At 43.5% G+C, this 20517-nt stretch carries 13 protein-coding genes; 5 read left to right on the top strand and 8 right to left on the bottom strand.

Annotation, left to right across the window (positions count from 1 at the left end; genetic code table 11):
• Positions 1-44: 44 nt before the first annotated feature.
• The 8 genes from gltB to argR form a co-directional block, all read right to left on the bottom strand.
• Entirely contained in the window at positions 45-4589 is a 4545-nt protein-coding gene (gene gltB / locus IPM71_07535) for a glutamate synthase large subunit (GenBank protein QQS52575.1), read from the bottom strand.
• Positions 4590-4864: 275 nt separating this feature from the next.
• Entirely contained in the window at positions 4865-6211 is a 1347-nt protein-coding gene (locus IPM71_07540; GenBank protein QQS52576.1) for a citrate synthase, read from the bottom strand.
• A 186-nt stretch (positions 6212-6397) separates the two neighbouring features.
• On the bottom strand, positions 6398-7648 hold the full coding sequence (locus IPM71_07545) for a glutamate-5-semialdehyde dehydrogenase (protein QQS52577.1): 1251 nt from the start codon (positions 7646-7648) through the stop codon (positions 6398-6400).
• 26 nt (positions 7649-7674) lie between these two features.
• The gene (gene proB, locus IPM71_07550) at positions 7675-8496 is read right to left on the bottom strand and encodes a glutamate 5-kinase (protein ID QQS52578.1); all 822 of its coding nucleotides are present in this window, start codon (positions 8494-8496) and stop codon (positions 7675-7677) included.
• Positions 8493-9167, bottom strand: a complete 675-nt coding sequence (locus IPM71_07555; GenBank protein QQS52579.1) for a glutamate 5-kinase — start codon at positions 9165-9167, stop codon at positions 8493-8495. Before IPM71_07555 ends, proB begins: the two co-directional genes overlap by 4 nt.
• 4 nt (positions 9168-9171) lie before the next feature.
• Positions 9172-10506 carry an argininosuccinate lyase gene (gene argH / locus IPM71_07560; protein ID QQS52580.1) on the bottom strand — a complete coding sequence of 445 codons (1335 nt, stop codon included), beginning with the start codon at positions 10504-10506 and terminating at the stop codon, positions 9172-9174.
• Positions 10507-10584: 78 nt separating this feature from the next.
• A complete protein-coding gene (locus IPM71_07565) occupies positions 10585-11820 on the bottom strand; it encodes an argininosuccinate synthase (GenBank protein QQS52581.1) in 1236 nt (411 codons plus the stop codon).
• An 84-nt stretch (positions 11821-11904) separates the two neighbouring features.
• Positions 11905-12381, bottom strand: a complete 477-nt coding sequence (gene argR, locus IPM71_07570) for an arginine repressor (protein QQS52582.1) — start codon at positions 12379-12381, stop codon at positions 11905-11907.
• A gap of 122 nt (positions 12382-12503) precedes the next feature.
• On the opposite strand from argR, the gene carB reads away from it, so the two are divergent.
• From carB to IPM71_07595, 5 genes are all read left to right on the top strand, one after another.
• Positions 12504-15743, top strand: coding sequence for a carbamoyl-phosphate synthase (glutamine-hydrolyzing) large subunit (gene carB / locus IPM71_07575; protein QQS52583.1), 3240 nt, complete (start codon positions 12504-12506; stop codon positions 15741-15743).
• Positions 15744-15748: 5 nt separating this feature from the next.
• A complete protein-coding gene (locus IPM71_07580; protein ID QQS52584.1) occupies positions 15749-16366 on the top strand; it encodes an NUDIX hydrolase in 618 nt (205 codons plus the stop codon).
• Between the two features lie 13 nt (positions 16367-16379).
• Positions 16380-17585, top strand: a complete 1206-nt coding sequence (locus IPM71_07585; GenBank protein QQS52585.1) for a DUF2029 domain-containing protein — start codon at positions 16380-16382, stop codon at positions 17583-17585.
• 148 nt (positions 17586-17733) lie between these two features.
• The gene (locus tag IPM71_07590; protein ID QQS52586.1) at positions 17734-19578 is read left to right on the top strand and encodes a hypothetical protein; all 1845 of its coding nucleotides are present in this window, start codon (positions 17734-17736) and stop codon (positions 19576-19578) included.
• Positions 19579-19710: 132 nt separating this feature from the next.
• Positions 19711-20424: a ThiF family adenylyltransferase gene (locus tag IPM71_07595; protein ID QQS52587.1), complete on the top strand. Its 714-nt coding sequence runs from the start codon at positions 19711-19713 to the stop codon at positions 20422-20424.
• Positions 20425-20517: the final 93 nt, after the last annotated feature.

The following is a 20517-nucleotide window of genomic DNA, read 5'->3' on the forward strand; positions in this document are numbered from 1 at the left end:
TGGAGCTTTTTAATCCTTTGCTCCTATGCCTATAATTGTTACTATTAATATTGAAAATGCGGTTCGTCTTCGGTTTGCTTAATCTTACTCTGGATTTGCTCCAATTTTTGCTCTTCGAGAATTTTTTTATACTCCAGGGGTATAACTTTCACAAAGCGTGGCAGAAACTCCTCCCATTTAACCAGGATTTGTTCAGCGAGTGCACTGCCCGTATAAGTGTAATGATTCGATATCAACGCCTGCAGTTCCATTTCGTCTTCGCGGTCGAGGACAGGTCCCAATTCAACCAGACCTTTGTTGCAATAGTAATCGAACTCACCGTTCATATCGAGCACATAAGCAATACCTCCGCTCATTCCTGCAGCAAAGTTACGTCCGGTTTTACCCAATACTACGGTTCGGCCTCCGGTCATGTACTCACAGCAATGGTCTCCAACTCCCTCAATTACTGCACGAGCTCCTGAATTGCGGACGCAGAATCGCTCACCGGCTACACCTTGAATGTACGCCTCACCACTGGTGGCACCATACAAAAGTGTGTTCCCCACGATAATGTTCTTTTCGGGTACAAAGGTTGCTGTTTTGGGAGGCACTACTATTATTCGTCCGCCGGATAAACCTTTACCCAGGTAGTCGTTACTGTCTCCTTCGAGTACAAAGCTTACCCCTTTAACCAAAAAGGCTCCAAAACTCTGACCGGCAGAACCAATAAAGCGTGCATTGATGGTAGAATCGGGCAATCCCTCTTCGCCATGGAAACGGGTTATCTCACCCGAAAGCATAGCTCCAACGGTACGGTCGGTATTCTGTATTTCGCGCGAAATCCAGACTTTCTGTTTATTCTTAATAGCCCTGTTGCTGCGTTTAATCAGCTCATGGTCCATTACTTCCTCAATTTTATGCTTTTGTGCAACACAGCAATGGGTTGCATGTATTTCTACTTCTTTCGGCCGGAAGAGTATTTTAGACATATCGACTGTTTTAGCTTTCCAGTGATCAATGTCTTTACGCATCTCCAACATATCGGTGCGACCAACAAGGTCTTCGAATTTACTGATTCCCAGCTCTGCCATAAGCTCGCGGATTTCTTCGGCCACAAAGCGGAAATAGTTTACCACATATTCCGATTTACCAATGAAACGCTTACGCAATTCTGGGTTCTGAGTAGCCACACCTACCGGACAGGTATTTAAGTGGCATTTGCGCATCATCACGCATCCGAGTACCACAAGTCCGATGGTGGCAAAACCAAACTCTTCAGCGCCCAGCATACCGGCATAGATCACATCGCGACCAGTTTTAATCTGGCCATCGGTTTGCAGCCTCACGCGATCGCGTAGGTTGTTCATCACAAGTGTTTGCTGTACTTCGGAAATACCCATTTCCATTGGTAAACCAGCATGCTTGATAGAACTGGCAGGCGAGGCTCCTGTACCTCCTTCGGCACCGGAAATGGTGATGCTATCGGCATAAGCCTTAGCCACTCCTGCTGCTACTGTACCTACTCCTTTTTCTGCTACCAGCTTCACGTTGATTCTTGCCCGTGGATTGGTGCATTTTAAATCGAATATAAGCTGTGCCAAATCTTCAATGGAATAAATATCGTGGTGTGGCGGAGGCGAAATAAGGGTGATGCCGGGTGTGGAATTACGAATACGGCCAATGATTTTGTCCACCTTATGGCCAGGCAGCTGTCCTCCTTCACCGGGCTTGGCACCCTGGGCCATTTTTATCTGAATTTCATCGGCATTAATAAGGTAATTGGTAGTCACACCAAAACGTCCGGAAGCAACTTGCTTGATGGCACTTCTTGCTGAGGTGCCGTCTTCGCGGGGCTTAAACCGAACAGGATCTTCTCCACCCTCCCCGGTATTGCTTCTTCCACCAATGGTATTCATGGCAACTGCCAAAGCTTCGTGGGCCTCTTTGCTTATCGAGCCAAAAGACATCGCTCCTGTCACAAAGCGTTTCATAATTTCTTCTGCCGGTTCTACTTTATCAATGGAAATGGATTTCCCTTTTTTGAAATTCACACAACCACGCAAAAAGTGAGGTGCCCGGTTGTCTTTGTCGACCTGTGCACTAAATTCTTTGTATTTGTTATAATCGCCGGTTCGGGTTGCCCATTGCAATAGGCCAATGGTTTCGGGATTCCAACCGTGTTTTTCACCATCCTTCCGATAGTGATAGGTTCCGGCCGATTTGAGCGAATTGTTTGTGAGAGGATTTTCTTCGAAAGCATTACGGTGGGTAATAAGGGCTTCTTCTGCCACCTGGTCAATGTTAATGCCTCCAATGCGCGAGTCGGTGCCTGTGAAATACCGTTTCACAAAGCCAGAATCAAGTCCTAGGGCTTCGAATATCTGCGCCCCATGGTAACTCCGAAGGGTTGAAATACCCATTTTCGACATAATCTTCAATAGCCCTTTGTTAATGGACTTATAATAATTCTCGCGGGCTTCGACATAATCGATTTTAATTTGGCCTGTGCTACACATTCTTTCAATTACAGCAAAAGCCCCGTAAGGATTTACTACGCTTGCACCATACCCGATAAGCAAGGCAATGTGGTTCACTTCGCGGGCTTCGGCAGTTTCGATTATCAGTCCAACCTGCATACGCTTTTTGGTGCGAATAAGGTGATGATGCACAGCCGAGGTAGCCAGCAGAGAAGGTATGGGAGCCTTGTCAGCTGAAATGGAGCGGTCTGAGATAATAATGAAGTTAATGCCTTCGTCCACCGCCTTTTCGGCTTGCTGACAAAGTACCTCCAGTGCTTCTTCCATGGCTTTTCCTGGGTTCTTTGCCTTGGCATCAAACAGCATGGGAAGGTCGATGTGGCTGAAGTTCTCTTCGCGCAGACTCCGCAATTTGTTCAGGTTCGTGTTCGATACAATAGGAGAACTGAATTTTATTAAGCGGCATTGTTCGGCTGACTCAAAAAGCAGGTTTTTCGAAACCGATCCAATGTAGTTGGTTGTCGACATCACCAGCCCTTCGCGAATTGGGTCAATAGGTGGGTTGGTAACCTGGGCAAAAAGCTGTTTGAAATAATTGAACAAGCGCTGTGGCTGGTCGGAAAAAACAGCCAAAGGGGCGTCGTTACCCATGGAATGAGTCAACTCCTGTCCCTCTACCGCCATGGGTTTGAGAATCATCTGTACATCTTCTTTGGAATAGCCAAAGGTTGTAATGTAGGTATCATACAATTCGTCGAGTTGCGAACGTACACGTGATTTTATTTTGATGTCATCCAAGTCGATTCGGTTATCTTTTAACCATTGTTGATAAGGATTCTGGCTCGAGAGTTGATGTTTTACCTCTTCGTCGGGAACAATAATGCCCATTTTGGTATCTACCAGCAAGATTTTTCCTGGACGCAAGCGTCCTTTCTCCCGTATCATTTCCGGAGGAAAAACCTGCACGCCTACTTCAGATCCCATTACAATTACATCGTCTTTGGTAATCACAAAACGCGAAGGGCGAAGGCCATTACGGTCGAGGGTACCTCCAATGTACCGACCATCGCTGAAGACTACCGAAGCAGGGCCATCCCAGGGTTCCATAAGGGTCGACTGGTATTCGTAATAAGCCTTTAAACTAGGCGGAATGGGATTTTTATCGTTGAAAGATTCTGGTATTAGCATGCTTAATGCCTGTGGCAGCGACTTGCCTGTCATCACCAAAAACTCAAGAGCATTGTCGAGCGAAGCCGAATCGGATTTATCAGGCTCAATAATTGGGAATATTTTTGCAAGGTCTGCGCCAAAAAGATCCGATTTGATGATAGACTCACGCGCTGTCATCCACATGCGGTTACCCTTTACAGTATTTATCTCGCCATTGTGCGCGAGAAAACGAAATGGTTGAGCCAAATCCCAGGTGGGGAAGGTATTGGTAGAAAAACGAGAATGCACCAAGGCAATGGCACTTTCCATATTCGGATCGCGAAGGTCGACAAAATAACGCCCTACCTGATCGGGTGTGAGCATCCCTTTGTAAATCATTATTTTAGATGATAGGCTGGGGAGGTAAAAAGCCTCTTTATCGGGTATGCTGGATTCACGCATCAGTTTTTCGGCCTGTTTCCGGGCAATAAACAATTTGCGCTCCAACACATCCTGCTCTACAAACTTGCCCTGAACAAAGATTTGTCGTACAAAAGGTTCGGTAGAACGTGCAATATCGCCCAACACACGGCTGTCGACTTTTACATCTACCATATCAATTACCGATAGGCCTTCTGCCTTTAAAGCATCGGTTAGAATGCCCTCGCAGGCTTTTCTTGACTTTTCGTCCTGAGGGAGAAACACAATACCAGCGCCGTATTTACCTTCTTCCGGAAGTGCTATTCCTTTCTTTAAAAAGAATTGGTGAGGCAATTGAATGAGTATACCAGCGCCATCGCCTGATACGTTATCGGCACTTTCGGCACCACGGTGTGTCATATTCACCAGTACTTCCAGTCCTTTTCTTACAATGTCGTGCGACTTTACCCCTTTAATCTGCGTTACAAACCCGATTCCACAGTTGTCGTGTTCATTGGCCGGGTCATACATCCCTTGAGGTTGAGGAAATCCTTTTACCATATCTCCAAGTTTTACTTATTTCTTTGCGTTGTTATTCATAAAAAAAGCCATTCTTTGAAGGAGAATGGCTTGTATATTATCTGGCCGGAACCATTCTCGTTCAGCTTGTTTTGACTTTATTAACCGACTTATTATTTAGTGTATTCCTATGCATTGTATAAGATTTGGTGTACAAAGATAGCAATTTTATTAAGGGTTAAAAGTATTTATGCCTATTTTAACATAAATCTATTATTTTTTTGACATTCAAAGTATCATTTTTTAAGTAAAATTGACTATTCTCTTACGTCTAAACTGTCGTAATTGACTTTCCCATATACATTTTTATATGCAGGCCTGATTATCCGTTTCGAATTGAAAGTAATCTCTTCCAGACGATGTGCACACCAGCCTGCCATACGTGATACGGCAAAGATGGGGGTATATATTTCTTTGGGTATGTCGATGCATTTGTATACAAAACCCGAATAAAAATCGACATTCGGACTTATGACTTTTACATCTCCCCCTCCCCGGAATTTGGCAAAAACCTCGGGTGCCAGCTCTTCGATGTTCTCATAAAGCCTAAATTCGTCCATCTTACCTTTCTCCTCTGCCAATTCGCGCGCCTTTTCTTTTAACAGAATTGCTCTCGGATCGGACAAGGTATAAATGGCGTGACCTATGCCGTAAATTTTTCCTGAACCATCGCCAGCTTCACCTTTTAACATTTTAAGCAGGTAATCAGCTATTTCCGATTTGTTGTTCCAATCTTTCACATTGTTCATGATGTCTTTCATCATTTCCATCACTTCGAGGTTGGCTCCCCCATGAAGCGGGCCCTTCAGCGAACCAATGGCTGCCGCCATGGCTGAGTAGGTATCGGTGCCTGAAGAGCTTACCACACGGGCAGCAAAAGTGGAATTGTTTCCTCCACCGTGCTCAGCATGCAATACAAGATTGAGGTCGAGAATATCGGCTTCGAGACGACTGTATTTTTCTCCTTTAAGCATATATAGGAAATTTTCTGCTGTACTCAGTTGGGGCTCGGGGTGTCTGATAACAAGTGATTTCCTTTGATAAGAATGGCGCATTCCAAAATAGGAGTATACTGTGATTACCGGAAATTTGGCAATCAGCTCGAGCGATTGTCTCACTACATTGGGGTGGTCGTTGTTTTCGGCATTGTCGTCGAGGGTATAAAGCACCAGGGCCGAACGTGCCAGCATGTTCATGATGTTCCGACCACGCAGAGAAAGTATCATGTTTTTGGTGAAATAAGAAGGCAAATCGCGCTGCGAGGCAAGATAGGCCGTCGTGGCAGCCAGTTCTTCCTTGTTAGGCAACTTGCCTGCCAACAAAAGAAAAACCGTTTCGTCGAAACCATGGCGTTTATCGCTCTGAAAACCTTTTACCAGATCAACCACATTGATACCGCGGTAAAATAGCTGGCCATGGACTGGTGTTACAACGTTATCCTTTTTTTCATAGCCCACCACATCTCCAATATTGGTTAAGCCAACGAGAACTCCCGATCCATCAGAATTCCTTAGTCCACGTTTCACATCGAATCGGGTAAATAATTCCTTATCGATTTGCGAAGACTCGGTTGAGTACTGATCAATTGTTTTTAAGAAGTCCATAATTAAAAGGTTTTTGCGATGAAGAATAGAAGCTTGTAGCAAATATGACAATTGTCATAATCGAGCCCCAAAAATAATCCAAAATACTGTTTTTCAAACATCTTAATGCTTTTTAGAATTGATATAAATAGCCTCCCGATAATAGTCTGTTTTCATTTCTATCAAGCTTTTTTCAATTTAATTCTCTTATTGTCGAATCTGTCCGTTTCCAAAAACAATGTATTTAGGCGATGTCAATTCGGTAAGGCCCATAGGTCCGCGTACATGAAGCTTCTGGTTGCTGATGCCCATTTCTGCACCCAGACCAAACTCATTGCCATCGGTAAACCGCGTTGAGGCATTGATGTAACAGGCGGCTGAATCGACTTCGTGAAGAAATTGCATTCCATGGCTGTAGTTTTCGGTTACAATGGCATCGGAATGGTGCGAACCGTAAGTATTGATGTGGTTGATTGCTTCATCGAGGTTCTTCACTATGCGTATGGAAAGAATCAGGTCGAGGTATTCGGTTGTCCAGTCCTGCTCGGTAGCTTTTTCAATATCAGGCAAAAGTGTACGGGTTTTGTCGCAGCCCTTCAATTTAACACCAGCCTTGTCGTATTGTGTTTTCAGGAGTGGCAGCACAATTGGTGCAATTTTTTCGTGCACAAGCAGAGTCTCCATGGCATTGCATACGCCCGGACGTTGCACCTTGGCATTGTAAGCAATGGAAACAGCCATTTCGCTTTGTGCAAACTCATCGATATAAGTATGGCAAATACCTTCGTCGTGCCGAATAACCGGAATGACGGAATTTTCTTCTACAAACCGAATCAGGTTAAGTCCACCACGGGGAATTATTACATCGATGTATTGCTTCAGTTTGAGCAACTCCTTTACACTTTCTCGGTCGGTACTTTCTATTATTTCCACTGCGCCTTCTGGCAGACCGGCCTTTTTCAACCCCTGTTTAATTAGCCCTGTGATACAATGGTTGCTGTGGATAGCATCGGAGCCTCCTTTTAGAATAACCCCATTGGCTGATTTTATGGTAAGTGCGGCCACTTCGATGCACACATTTGGGCGCGACTCGAATATGATACCTGCCACTCCAAGCGGCATCCGCATCTGACCAATTTTAAGCCCGTTGGGCATGGTATTCATACCGATTACCTGGCCAACAGGGTCTTTGAGGCTGATGACATCATGAAGAACCTGGATCATACCATCGATTCGCTTGTCGTTCAGTGTTAAGCGGTCGATGAGGGCATCGGTCATTCCTTTTTTATGTGCATTTTCGAGGTCGAGCCGGTTCTGTTCTTTTATCAGCACGCGAGAAGAATCGAGAATTTCAGCAATGCAAAGCAGGGTATGGTTTTTTTGTTCCGAAGTAAATTTTACCAATTGCTTCGAAGCATTTTTTGCATTCTGTGCTTTTATCAGGAGTGAAGCGTCCATGTTGTTCTGAATTAGATGATAAACAGTTAAATCCTTACTTGCGATGCGCCCACTGATTTATTGGCCATAAAATGAGTTCCAACTTCTTTGCCTTCGAGTATATCGAACATCAAAGAAGGTTCATCGCCCTGGGCCAGCACCATATCGATACCGGCCTTCGAGGTTATTTTCGCAGCTGCAATTTTTGTAACCATGCCTCCGGTACCAAACGAGCTGCCGGACCCTTCGGCTAAAATTTCAATGGAAGAAGTTATTTCGGGTACTGAGCGAATAATGCGCGCAGTACTATCTTTTTTCGGGTCTGCCGAATAAAGACCATCGATGTCGCTCAACAAAATTAGCAGGTCGGCTTGAATTAAAGTGGCCACCATAGCCGAAAGCGTATCGTTGTCGCCAAACTCTATTTCGTCGGTGGCAATGGTATCGTTTTCATTAATAATGGGTATGATTCCCATATCGAGAAGCTTTAACAAGGTATTCTGGGCATTGTGATGCCGGTTGACAATTGTCATTACATCTTTAGTTAGCAATACCTGGGCTACAAGCTGATTGTAATGATCGAAGAACTTCTGATAAATTTTTATCAGTTGAGCCTGACCTATGGCGGCCAAAGCTTGTTTCTTTGCCAGCTCTTTGGGTTTTTCGGTTAAAAACAAACGGCCTGCGCCTACACCAATAGCTCCGGAAGTAACCAGGGTAACTTTGATACCACGGCTGCTGATTGCACTTAAAACCTGGGCCAATTTCTCCATGCGCAAAAAATTAAGCCTTCCGTTTTTATAAGAAAGTGTTGAAGTGCCAACCTTCACTACCAGGCTTTTTATGTTGGAAAATTCGTTGCGGTTCATTGATAGACAATTTCTTCTATTGAGGCCGGGAAAATAGAATTTTTATTTTCCATCGAAGCCAGTTTTACACATACCGTATCGAGGTGATGCAGGAGTTCTTCTTCGTTGTTTGCAAGCATTGCCTGCAGACCGCAACAGGGTTGAATAATGTATGTACCATTGGTAGCTGACTTAATAAGAATAATATCGGCGTTTGAAATGGTGGCTACGTGCAAAGCGAGTGGATAATTGTCGCCTATTTCGATGTCGGATGTCGATACAGCATCGTTTTCGTTAATAATCGGAATGATGTTCATTTCCAGCAGGGTTTCGAAGGTATTCTGAGCGTTTTTCTTCCTTTTCTCGCTGGAAATAATATCGCTGGTAAGAAGAACCTGTGCCACTTTCTGGTTGTACTGATCGAAATAATTCTGGTAAAGCTTAATAAGTTCAGCCTGACCCACTGCAGCCGTAGCCATCATGCCTGTAACATCGGACAGATCAAGCTTGCTTTGGAGCTTAGCTGAACCCAGCACAATGGCCCCGGAGCTTACAAGTAACAATTGTTTTCCGCTGTTTTGCAGGTTCGAGATGGTCATTACCAACCTATCCATCTTCGAATGGTTCAGTTTTTCATTGCCATCCGTCAAGGTCGATATCTCTACCCGCACCACTATCCTTCCCTTCTTCATACTCTTAAAGCTGTAGTAATTTTTGTTCTGCCCGAATGGCGATATCAAAATCGAACTGTGCAAAAATGTGTTCAAATTTAGCTCTTATTTCTGTGTTGCAGAGATTTCCAATGCTCCCCTCGTGGGTATGTTGCACCTGTGCATCGGACTTAAATGTTCCATTGTTAATTGACTCTCCGATTTTTTTATAGGCATCGCGAAAAGGTGTGCCTCTGAGTACTTCTCGGTTGACTTCTTCTACCGAAAACAAATAGCGATAAATTTCTTTATCGAGAATGTTTTCATTCACCTTCAGTTTTGGCAGAATAAAGCTGGCTACCTGCACACATTCGATTAAATATTCGAATGCCTCGAGGTACGATTCCTTGATAATTTGCATATCGCGAAAATAACCGCTGGGCAGGTTGTTCGATACCAGGCTCAATTCGTAAGCCAGAGCCTGCACTTTGTTGCATTTGGCTCTTAACAGCTCAAACACATCGGGGTTCTTTTTGTGGGGCATGATGCTGGAGCCGGTGGTAAATTCATCGGGCAAGGTAACGAAACCGAAATTCTGACTCATAAAAAGGCACAGGTCATAAGCCATTCGGGAAATGGTAGAAGCCAGGTTTCCGAGAGCCCAGGCTACATTTCTTTCAACCTTACCCCGCCCCATTTGGGCATATACTACGTTGTAATTCAGTTGTTCGAAACCTAATAGCCGGGTAGTCATTTGCCGGTTAATCGGAAACGAGGACCCATAACCTGCTGCCGAACCTAGTGGGTTTTGGTTGACTAATTTATAACTTGCTAAAAGCATTTGCATGTCGTCTGTAAGACTTTCGGCATAAGCTCCAAACCATAAACCAAAAGACGAAGGCATGGCCACCTGAAGGTGGGTATATCCTGGCAAAAGAATATTCTTATGCTGTTGGCTAAGAACCTGCAATTGTTGAAACAAGTGACTTACCTCGCCGGATAGCTGGTGGATTTTGGCCCTTGAAAACAGTTTCAGGTCGAGCAAAACCTGATCGTTGCGCGAGCGGGCGCTGTGAATTTTTTTTCCTGTATCGCCCAGTTTGCGGGTAAGCAAAAGTTCTACCTGCGAATGTACATCTTCCACACCTGATTCGATTTCGAAACCACCGTTTTCAATGCTGTGGTATATATCTACCAGTGCTTGATGCAGCTGTGTGGTTTCGTTGGGCGTAAGCAAATTTACCGACTCGAGCATGAGGGCATGGGCAATAGAACCAAGCACATCATAGGGGGCCAACAACAGATCGAGCTGCCGGTCGCGACCCACCGTAAAATCTTCGATGAGTTTATCTGTATTGATTCCTTTTTCCCAGAGTTTCATTTGAGGTATTTAAAAATTGAAGGTTGACCTCAGCGATAAAGACAAAAGCCAACCATCGGCAATTTTACTTCGGTGTATTTATTTTTTCTCCTTTTGTTTGACAATGGTATGGTGGGCCATTAGCCGGATGGCATTAATTTTTATAAAGCCCTGGCTGTCTTTCTGGTCGAAACCACCTGCTATGTCCATGCTCGAAAGCTCCATGTTGTACAATGAACTGGGTGACTCACGTCCATCGATAATTACGTTTCCTTTATAAAGGGTCAGGTATACCACACCATCGATGAGTTCCTGGCTTTTGTCGATTGCAGCGGACAAAAATTCGCGCTCGGGACTGAACCAAAATCCATTGTAAATAATCTCGGCAAACAATGGGGAGAGCATGTTGCGCAGACGCATGACTTCGCGGTCCATGGCAATGCCTTCGATGTCCATGTGTGCTTTCATAAGAATCTCGCCACCAGGTGTTTCGTAAACACCGCGTGATTTGATGCCTACAAAACGGTTTTCGACCATGTCGAGTAGGCCTATACCATTTTCGCCTCCTATTTTATTAAGGTAGTTAAAGAGTTCAAGAGGTTTTTCTTTCACGGTGCCATCGTCGGTATTTGCCACTTTCACCGGAATACCATCGCGCCAGTGAATGGCAAGATGCGTTTCCTTGTCGGGAGCATCCTGGGGCATAACCATTTTGGTAAGAATTTCTTTTTCGAACTTGTATTTTGGGTCTTCGAGAATGCCGGCCTCATGGCTGATGTGCATAAGGTTATCGTCTTCGCTGTAAGGTTTTTTCAACGAAGCTTTTACCGGAATCTTTTTCTCTTCGGCATAATTGAGCATGTCGGTGCGGCCTTTAAACTGATCGAGAAACTCCTGCATTTTCCAGGGAGCCAGCACCTTAATGGAGGGATCGAGGGCGTAATAACCCAGCTCGAAACGTACCTGGTCGTTTCCTTTTCCGGTAGCTCCATGTGACACATAGGCTGCCTTCTCGAGGTGGGCAATTTCGATATGCCTTTTGGCTATTATCGGTCTTGCAATAGAAGTTCCGAGCAGGTAGCGCCCTTCGTACATGGCATTGGCCTTTATCGCCTGGAAAATATAATCTGTTACCAGCTCTTCTTTCAGGTCTTCGATATATACTTTGCTTGCGCCAATAGCAAGTGCCTTGCGCTTAACTTCGATAAAATCTTCATCCTGGCCTACGTCTGCCACAAAAGCAATCACATCGAAGCCTTTATCAATTAGCCATTTTAATATTACAGAGGTATCTAATCCTCCACTATACGCTAATACTACTTTTTTATTTTCCATGCTCATATTATTACAAAATATTAGTTGTCATTCGAAAGAGGTAAAGGATGTCTTTCGATGATTGAATTCCTTGTTAATCAATTATTAGTTAATCTTCGATTTAAGTTCGGGAACAATCAGGATCAGGGCATTGATCACATCCTGGGCCGAAACATTGTCTCGCGGAATGACAAGAATGGTATCGTCGCCGGCAATGGTACCAACGATTTCGAAGGGTGCATACCTGTCAATTAATGAGGCTATGCTGGCCGCATATCCCGGATGCGTTTTTATTACACCCAGGTGATTGGCAAATTGTATGCTGATAAACCCTTGTGCAGCATAGCTTTCGGCCAGGTCATTGCCATGCATTACATGTTGCTCAGGTAATTCGTAGATGTATCCTTTTTCTGCATCGGATATTTTATTTACCTTTAAAAACTTTAAATCGCGCGACAAAGTAGCCTGTGTATAACTAAGACCTTTTTTCTCAAGAATGCTCAAGAGTTCTTCCTGACTCGATACTTTGAGTTTAGTGATAATTTCTTTAATGGCTAAAAGGCGTTCTGTTCTGTTTCCCATTTGAATATTTATCCAATTATGGTGCAAATATATTCATTATTTCCTGCGAAACAATCTTTTCATATTAAAATATTTGTACTTTTGCCGCGATTATAAATTTAACCGCGCTATTTACATTGAATATGGACAAATCGATCAAAAAAGTTATTGTTCTCGGTTCGGGTGCCTTAAAGATTGGCGAAGCAGGCGAGTTTGACTATTCCGGGTCTCAAGCCCTGAAGGCACTAAAAGAAGAAGGTATTTACACGGTGTTGATCAATCCGAATATTGCCACAGTACAAACCTCCGAGGGCATTGCCGATAAAATATATTTTCTGCCAGTTACACCTTATTTTGTTGAAAAGGTGATGGAAAAAGAAAAGCCCGATGGCATTCTGCTGGCCTTTGGCGGACAGACCGCACTGAACTGCGGCACTGCACTTTTTAAATCTGGTGCCCTGAAAAAGAACAATGTACGGGTACTGGGCACTCCGGTAGAAGCCATTATGAATACCGAGGACCGCGAGCTTTTTGTCAAGAAACTCGACGAAATAGATGTAAAAACCATTAAAAGCGAAGCAGTAACTACCATAGAAGAGGCCAAAAGAGCTGCAAATGAACTGGGATATCCGATCATAATACGTGCAGCCTACACTCTTGGCGGACAAGGCTCGGGGTTTTGCGACAACGACGACGAACTGGATAAACTTGCCAGCAAAGCACTTTCCTATGCACCACAGATATTGGTTGAAAAATCGTTAAAAGGTTGGAAGGAAGTAGAATACGAAGTCGTGCGCGACCGTTTCGATAACTGCATTACCGTGTGCAACATGGAAAACTTCGATCCGCTGGGTATCCATACGGGCGAAAGTATTGTAGTTGCACCTTCGCAAACCCTTTCGAACAGCGAATACCATAAGCTACGTGAATTGGCCATTAAAATAATCCGGCACATAGGTGTGGTGGGCGAATGCAACGTGCAATATGCCCTCGACCCCGAATCGGAAGATTACAGGGTGATAGAAGTAAATGCCCGCCTTTCGCGTTCATCAGCTCTGGCCTCCAAAGCAACCGGATACCCATTGGCCTTTGTTGCCGCCAAGCTTGCCCTGGGTTATGGCCTGCACCACCTTAAAAACTCTATCACCAAAACCACCCCAGCTTTTTTCGAGCCGGCGCTCGATTATGTAGTTTGCAAAATACCGCGATGGGATTTAAATAAATTCATTGGCGTTTCGAAAGAGATTGGATCGAGCATGAAAAGCGTGGGCGAGGTAATGGCTATCGGCCGTACTTTCGAAGAAGCCATACAAAAAGGGCTGCGCATGATTGGCCAGGGAATGCATGGTTTTGTGGGTAATCGTGACCTCGAATTCAGCAACATCGACAAGGAGCTGAACCAACCTACCGACATGCGTATTTTTGTCATAGCCCAAGCCTTTGAAAAAGGGTATACTATAGATCAGATACACCAGCTTACAAAAATCGACAAGTGGTTTATCAGTAAGCTCGAAAAAGTATGGAAGTTGAAAAACGAGTTGGAACAATATCATTCTCTTGAAAAACTTCCGCTCGATTTGTTACGAAAAGCCAAAGTGTATGGTTTTTCCGATTTTCAGCTTGCCCGTTTTGTATTGAAACAAGAAAATGATTATGTCGATCATGGCATTCACCAGGTACGCAATTTTCGCATTTCGAATGGTATTATTCCCTTTGTAAAACAGATCGACACACTGGCAGCTGAATTTCCGGCTAAAACCAACTACTTATACCTTACCTATTCGGGTAATTCACACGACATCTCCTTTACCGACCAGGATAAATCAGTTATTGTACTGGGTTCAGGGGCCTACCGCATCGGTAGTTCGGTAGAGTTCGACTGGTGTAGTGTCAATGCCCTGAATACCATCAACAAAGAAGGACTTCGTTCGGTAATGATTAACTACAACCCCGAAACTGTAAGTACCGATTATGATATCTGCGACAGACTTTACTTCGATGAACTTACCCTCGAACGGGTACTCGATATTGTGGAACTGGAAAATCCGCGCGGAGTCATTGTTTCGGTAGGAGGGCAAATACCCAATAACCTTGCCACCCGACTCGACAAAAAGGGCGTTAAGCTTTTAGGTACTTCGGCCTACAACATCGACAGAGCCGAAAACAGGCATAAATTCTCGAGCATGCTCGACGAGCTTAAAATTGACCAACCCCGCTGGAAAGAGCTTACAAGCATTGAAGATATCCATACTTTTGTCGACGAGGTGAATTTTCCGGTGCTTGTGCGCCCTTCGTATGTGCTTTCCGGTGCAGCCATGAACGTGGTGTCGAACCGCGATGAATTGGAGCACTTCCTGAACCTGGCCGCCAAAGTTTCGAAACAATACCCGGTGGTGGTGTCGGAATTTTTACAGCTGGCCAAAGAAATTGAGATAGATGCTGTGGCCAAAGATGGCGAACTGGTCGCTTATGCCATAAGCGAGCATGTAGAATTTGCCGGAGTTCACTCGGGCGATGCCACTATCGTATTTCCGGCCCAGAAAATATATTTCGAAACCCAGCGCCGAATTAAGCGCATTGCACGCCAGATAGCTAAAGCCCTCGAAATAAGCGGTCCCTTCAACATGCAATTTCTGGCCAAAGACAACGACATAAAAGTAATTGAATGTAACCTGAGGGCATCGAGAAGCTTTCCTTTTGTTTCGAAAGTGCTTAAAACCAATTTTATCGAATTGGCTACCTTGGTGATGTTAGGAAAGGAAGTAGAAAAACCCTCGTCGCATATTTTCGATATCGACTACATTGGTATTAAGGCACCACAGTTTAGTTTCTCGCGCCTATCGAAAGCCGATCCGGTACTGGGTGTCGATATGGCCTCGACCGGAGAAGTAGGATGCATTGGCGACGATTTTTACGAGGCTATTCTTAAGGCTATGCTTTCGGTTGGATATAACATTCCGAAAAAAAATATTCTATTGTCGACAGGACCTATGCGAGAAAAAGTTGAATTGTTAAATAGCTGCCGCCTGTTATTACAAAAAGGCTACAACCTTTTCGCCACACCCGGCACAGCCACTTTCCTCGAAATGAATGGCCTTGAAGTAACTTCGCTTGCCTGGCCCGACGAACCCAAAAAACCCAATACGCTCGACTACCTTAAAAATAAAATGATTGACCTGGTAATCAACATTCCAAAAGATTTAAGCACAGCCGAGCTCGACAACGATTATACTATTCGCCGCAGCGCGGTAGATTTTAATATCCCGCTCATTACCAATGCAAGGTTGGCAAGCGCCTTTCTCATCGGAATTTGCAAGTTGAATATCGACGACATTTCGATACGAAGCTGGGATGAGTACAGCCCTGATTCCAAACAATTCTAGCAATTATGGAAGCAGACTGGCTAAGCATCGCAAAGCGCATACAGGCCATTGCCCAGGGTGGACTGGAGTTTGGTTATGATAAGTACGACCTCGACCGCTACCAGCAGCTGCGCGAAATTAGTGTTGAAATTATGCATGGGCTTTCGGATGAGCCTGTGGAAAAAATTACAAACCTGTTTGCCTGTGAAAAGGGTTATCAAACCCCTAAGGTAGACGTGCGCGGAGTAGTGTTTCGCGAAAATAAGTTGCTTATGGTAAAAGAAGGGGTGGACGGTAACTGGGCCCTTCCTGGCGGATGGGCCGACATTGCTCACACTCCTTTCGAAGTGGCAAAAAAAGAAGTGTGGGAAGAAGCAGGGCTTAAAGTAGATCCTGTTCGCCTGTTAGCAGTGCTCGACAAAACACGCTGGCCCATGCCCCCGGATAAATACCATATTTACAAAATGTTTATTCTGTGTAAAGACCTGGGAGGCGAACTAACACATGGCATGGAAACCCTGGACGCAAAATGGATGGACCGCAGCGAACGCTTGCCTCTTTCGCTTCCCCGGACTTGTCAGGAACAGATTGAATTGATGTTTGAATTTTTTGATAGCCCTCAAAAAGAGGTCGTGTGTGACTGAACCGATTAAAAATATGATTAGCAGGTTAGCCTGGTCGAAAAGCACTTTTATTGGCTTTGGCCTTATTGTACTTATTAGTCTTGCCTATTTATTTGCTGATAGTGCAAACAACAATTTAAGGGTCATAGATTTTAAAGTGTATTACCAGGCAGCCGAAAATATCTTATGGGGAAATTCGTTGTACAATTGCTACATCGACAACGATCCTCATTATCTTTTCAAATATTCCCCAGCTTCGGCTATGTTTTTCATCCCGTTTCATGTTTTTCCTTTCGAGGTAGCCAAAATTGTTTATTGGGTGCTGCTTACTGCAATCATTATCCTTGGCTATTACCTTTGCATACAGATTATCGACCCCACCCTGTTATCGCAGCCATCCAGGGCCAATAAAATAATCGTGCTGGCTCTTTTGCCGCTGGTGTTGCATTTTACCCGCGAGTTGCACCTGGGTCAGGTAAACCATCTGCTATTGGTAATGTACATTGGAGCTCTGGCCATTCTTTTAAAAGAGAAATATCTGCTTGCAGGATTGCTCATTGCCGCCAGTATTTACATCAAACCCTTCGGATTCATCTTTCTGCCCTACTTTATATACAAAAAATACTACAAGCTTGCAGGTTATTCAGCTTTGTTTCTTTTGATACTTGGTCTGCTTCCACTTGCATTCTGGCAATCGTGGTCAATGTTTGTGGCAGAATACCAGAATTGGAAAGTGGAATTGCTGGTAGAACTTAAAGCCAAACAGACCCTATTAATGCCAGAAAACCATACGATATTTTCGGTTGTGGCACGTTATACTCCACTGCGCTGGATTCTTTCCAGCTCGCTGGCAAGTATGGTTTATCAGTTATTGATGCTGGGAGGAATTGGTTTGTCTGTTCTTTATTTCATAAAAACAGCTTTGCCAAAAAATCAGATCAATCCGGTAGTTGCAGAATTTGGCCTTCTCACGGCCCTCATACCTTTATTGGCTTTTACAACCAGCAACGCCTTTGGTTTTGGACAAATTTTGGTGTTTCTGGTATTAATCCATTATGCTTATTTTACAAGCCTGCAAAAACGCCTGGTGGTGGTTTCGCTGATCTTTATCGGTGGAGCATGCAGCGATATCATTGGTAAAAAGATCTCTCATGCCATGGACGATCTCTCGCTGGTTGCCATTGGCACCATTCTGTTAATTTCATTAGTATTTATTCTTCGTCAGAAAAAGCTGGTTTAAGGCCTAAAGGTCTATCCACCTATTCCACTTTAATGGTGAATTTTAAATTGTACCTGCAAATAAACCACCTTACATTTTTTGCCCTTCATTTCAAGTAAGTGGTAATTTTCATTAACTTGTTGGTCTAATTTTTCCTTTGAAAAAGTCCATGCCTGTATTCAAGTTCCATAAGTCAGCATTATTGGTTGCTTCGCTTATTTCCGGATTAAGCCTTGTATTAATTCTTTTAAACCGCTTGTTTTTGTTGAATCCCAGCCGAATATATTTCGAAGGTGCATTTATACTAATCGTATTTGTGTTGACGTGGTATATTCAACAAAAAAATCAAATGAATGACAGTTCCACCAAAAATGCTTCCAGTCTTTTACCTGATTGGAAAACCGAATTGATAGACAACCTTGCATATATACAAGTTTATTTACTGGATAAAAATTTAAAACCTATTTATATTTCAAAAAATCATTCTCCCTTAACGTTGGCGTCACTGCTATCGGTCTTACTTAAAGACCCCGATTCGTTCTCAATTTCCGGAGAAAACTCTGTTTTCATGAGCGATTTTTTGCTTTCGATGGAAATGAATTTAAAGCTTGAAGTGACATTTTTTATCCCCGAAGGTTCTTTTGAAGTCTCAATCTTTTGCACCTGCAATAACCCCGAAAACGAAAAACAATATTTACTCTATGTTTCTGACCGAAGCATTAAATACAATCTGGTTAAAACGGTAATAACCGAAAAAAGTAGCATTGCCTCTCTTTCGGAAAAACACAAGCTGCTCAACCGCGAACTGGAAGAAACAAACCAACTATTACAAACCTACAACGAAGAACTTCTGGAAAACAAAGAACGATATGCTGCCTTTATCCAACAAACCTCGGAAGCAGTTTACCGTTTTGATTTAAAAAAACCCCTCGATATAAGCCTGCCCATAGATATGCAGGTACAAGCCATTTTTAACACTGCCTATCTTGCAGAATCGAATCCGGCCTTTTCGGAAATCTATCACTTGAAAAATGATGGAAACTTCTATGGCAAAAAGACTTCTGAAGTATATCCCGATATAAATCAGGCAGAAATTCAGGACCTCATGCGCGAATTGGTTCAACACAATTACATGCTGAAGGACCATGAAACCATCGAATACGATGCCCAAGGAAGAATGCGCTACTTTTTGAATAACATTGTAGGCATAGTAGAAAAAAACCGGCTTATCCGCTATTGGGGTACCAAACTCGACACAACCAAACTCAAGGAGCACGAACGTGAATTGATAAAAGCCAAAAAACTGGCAGAGGAAAGCGACAAACTTAAAACTGCCTTTCTGGCCAATATGTCGCACGAAATCCGCACACCACTCAATGGTATTTTAGGTTTTAGCGAATTGCTCTGTAACAAAGGGCTAAATGACGATAAAAGAGAAAAGTATTTTCATATCATCCAAGCCAGCAACCAGCAACTTTTGCGCATCATTAATGATATTCTCGATATTTCGCGTATACAAACCGGACAGCTCTCCATTACCAAAGAAAAAATTCAATTAAATGGCCTTATTGGTGACATCGAAACCTGGATACTCCATGAAATAAAATTGAAAAACAAAAAAATCGAATTCTTTGTCCACAAAGGCTTTGCCGATGGAGAAGATAAGGTGAATACCGACCGCGAGCGGCTTTACCAGGTAATCACCAACCTGATTAACAACGCCATAAAGTTTACAGAAAAAGGATCGGTTACCTTAAGTTATGCTGCAAAAAGCAAAAGCATACTTGAATTTTGTGTGAGTGATACCGGAATTGGCATTCCCGACCAATACCTTGCATCGATTTTCGACCAGTTCCGGCAGGTCGAAGAGTTTTCTTCGCGAAAATACGGAGGCACCGGTTTGGGATTATCCATTTCGAAAGGACTGGTAGAAGTATTAGGAGGATATATTTCCGTAGAGTCTGAAGTGGGGGTTGGTTCTACATTCCGGTTTACCATAAAATATGCTGAGTGAAACTCTCTTTTAAATCCTGAGCTATTTCATCATGCATTAATGCTTTGACTTCATAAGGCAAAATCATTCTTAAAAATAATTCATATTCTTTCCTCAAATCCTTAGTTTTACGCTTCAAACCACCCATCGAACATGGAAAAAAATATCCTTTCCGAAAGAGAACTTCGTCGATATCAGGCGCAAATTGACATGAATGGAATAGGCCTTGAGGGCCAGGAAAAAATAAAAAACGCTCGTGTATTGGTTATAGGTGCAGGAGGCCTTGGGACGCCAGCAATAAAAAGTTTAATTGCCGCTGGTGTTGGATACCTTGGAATTTGCGATGATGCATTACTTGAGGAAGAAGACCTTGGCCGACAAAGCCTTTATAACGATATTGACTTAGGCAAACAAAAAGCCATTGCTACCAAGCAGCACTTGCAGAACCTAAACCAGTTTACCCAAATTAAAATCCATAACATCCGCCTGAACAACGAAAACGCCCTCAACCTGCTTTTGCCATACAACATGGTTGTCGATGCCTCAAATGACCCGAGTACACATGGCATTTTGTTCACAGTTACCGAAACTGCAAATAAACCTTTAGTTTGGGCAAATATTGCAAATCAGGTTGCCATCGCAGGGGTAAAAATGCCTGGCAACGACACCCCGGTAAAGGAAAAAAGCCTTCATTCTTTTCTTAAACAATCTAGGGCAGATACACAAACACCCATTGTACTGGTCTATTCAGTGTGCGGTAATATTCTGGCTGGCGAAGCCCTTAAGGTTGTCCTCCAAAAAGCATCGCCCCTGCTCACTAAAAATCTGTTCATAAACCTTTCAGAATATTCATTCAGCCTGAAATAATCTCCTATCGGACAGGTTTTGCAAATTCAAAAAACGGTTCATTCCCTTGTGAATAACTTTTACACCAATCAATCTTTGGACTAAAAGTTAATG

This window comes from Bacteroidota bacterium (genome assembly GCA_016699695.1).
Lineage (GTDB): Bacteria > Bacteroidota > Bacteroidia > Bacteroidales > UBA10428 > UBA10428.

Coding starts and splice junctions, on each gene's coding strand:
- gltB (QQS52575.1), bottom strand. CDS start 4,589: ATGGTAAAAGGATTTCCTCAACCTCAAGGGATGTATGACCCGGCCAAT.
- IPM71_07540 (QQS52576.1), bottom strand. CDS start 6,211: ATGGACTTCTTAAAAACAATTGATCAGTACTCAACCGAGTCTTCGCAA.
- IPM71_07545 (QQS52577.1), bottom strand. CDS start 7,648: ATGGACGCTTCACTCCTGATAAAAGCACAGAATGCAAAAAATGCTTCG.
- proB (QQS52578.1), bottom strand. CDS start 8,496: ATGAACCGCAACGAATTTTCCAACATAAAAAGCCTGGTAGTGAAGGTT.
- IPM71_07555 (QQS52579.1), bottom strand. CDS start 9,167: ATGAAGAAGGGAAGGATAGTGGTGCGGGTAGAGATATCGACCTTGACG.
- argH (QQS52580.1), bottom strand. CDS start 10,506: ATGAAACTCTGGGAAAAAGGAATCAATACAGATAAACTCATCGAAGAT.
- IPM71_07565 (QQS52581.1), bottom strand. CDS start 11,820: ATGGAAAATAAAAAAGTAGTATTAGCGTATAGTGGAGGATTAGATACC.
- argR (QQS52582.1), bottom strand. CDS start 12,381: ATGGGAAACAGAACAGAACGCCTTTTAGCCATTAAAGAAATTATCACT.
- carB (QQS52583.1), top strand. CDS start 12,504: ATGGACAAATCGATCAAAAAAGTTATTGTTCTCGGTTCGGGTGCCTTA.
- IPM71_07580 (QQS52584.1), top strand. CDS start 15,749: ATGGAAGCAGACTGGCTAAGCATCGCAAAGCGCATACAGGCCATTGCC.
- IPM71_07585 (QQS52585.1), top strand. CDS start 16,380: ATGATTAGCAGGTTAGCCTGGTCGAAAAGCACTTTTATTGGCTTTGGC.
- IPM71_07590 (QQS52586.1), top strand. CDS start 17,734: ATGCCTGTATTCAAGTTCCATAAGTCAGCATTATTGGTTGCTTCGCTT.
- IPM71_07595 (QQS52587.1), top strand. CDS start 19,711: ATGGAAAAAAATATCCTTTCCGAAAGAGAACTTCGTCGATATCAGGCG.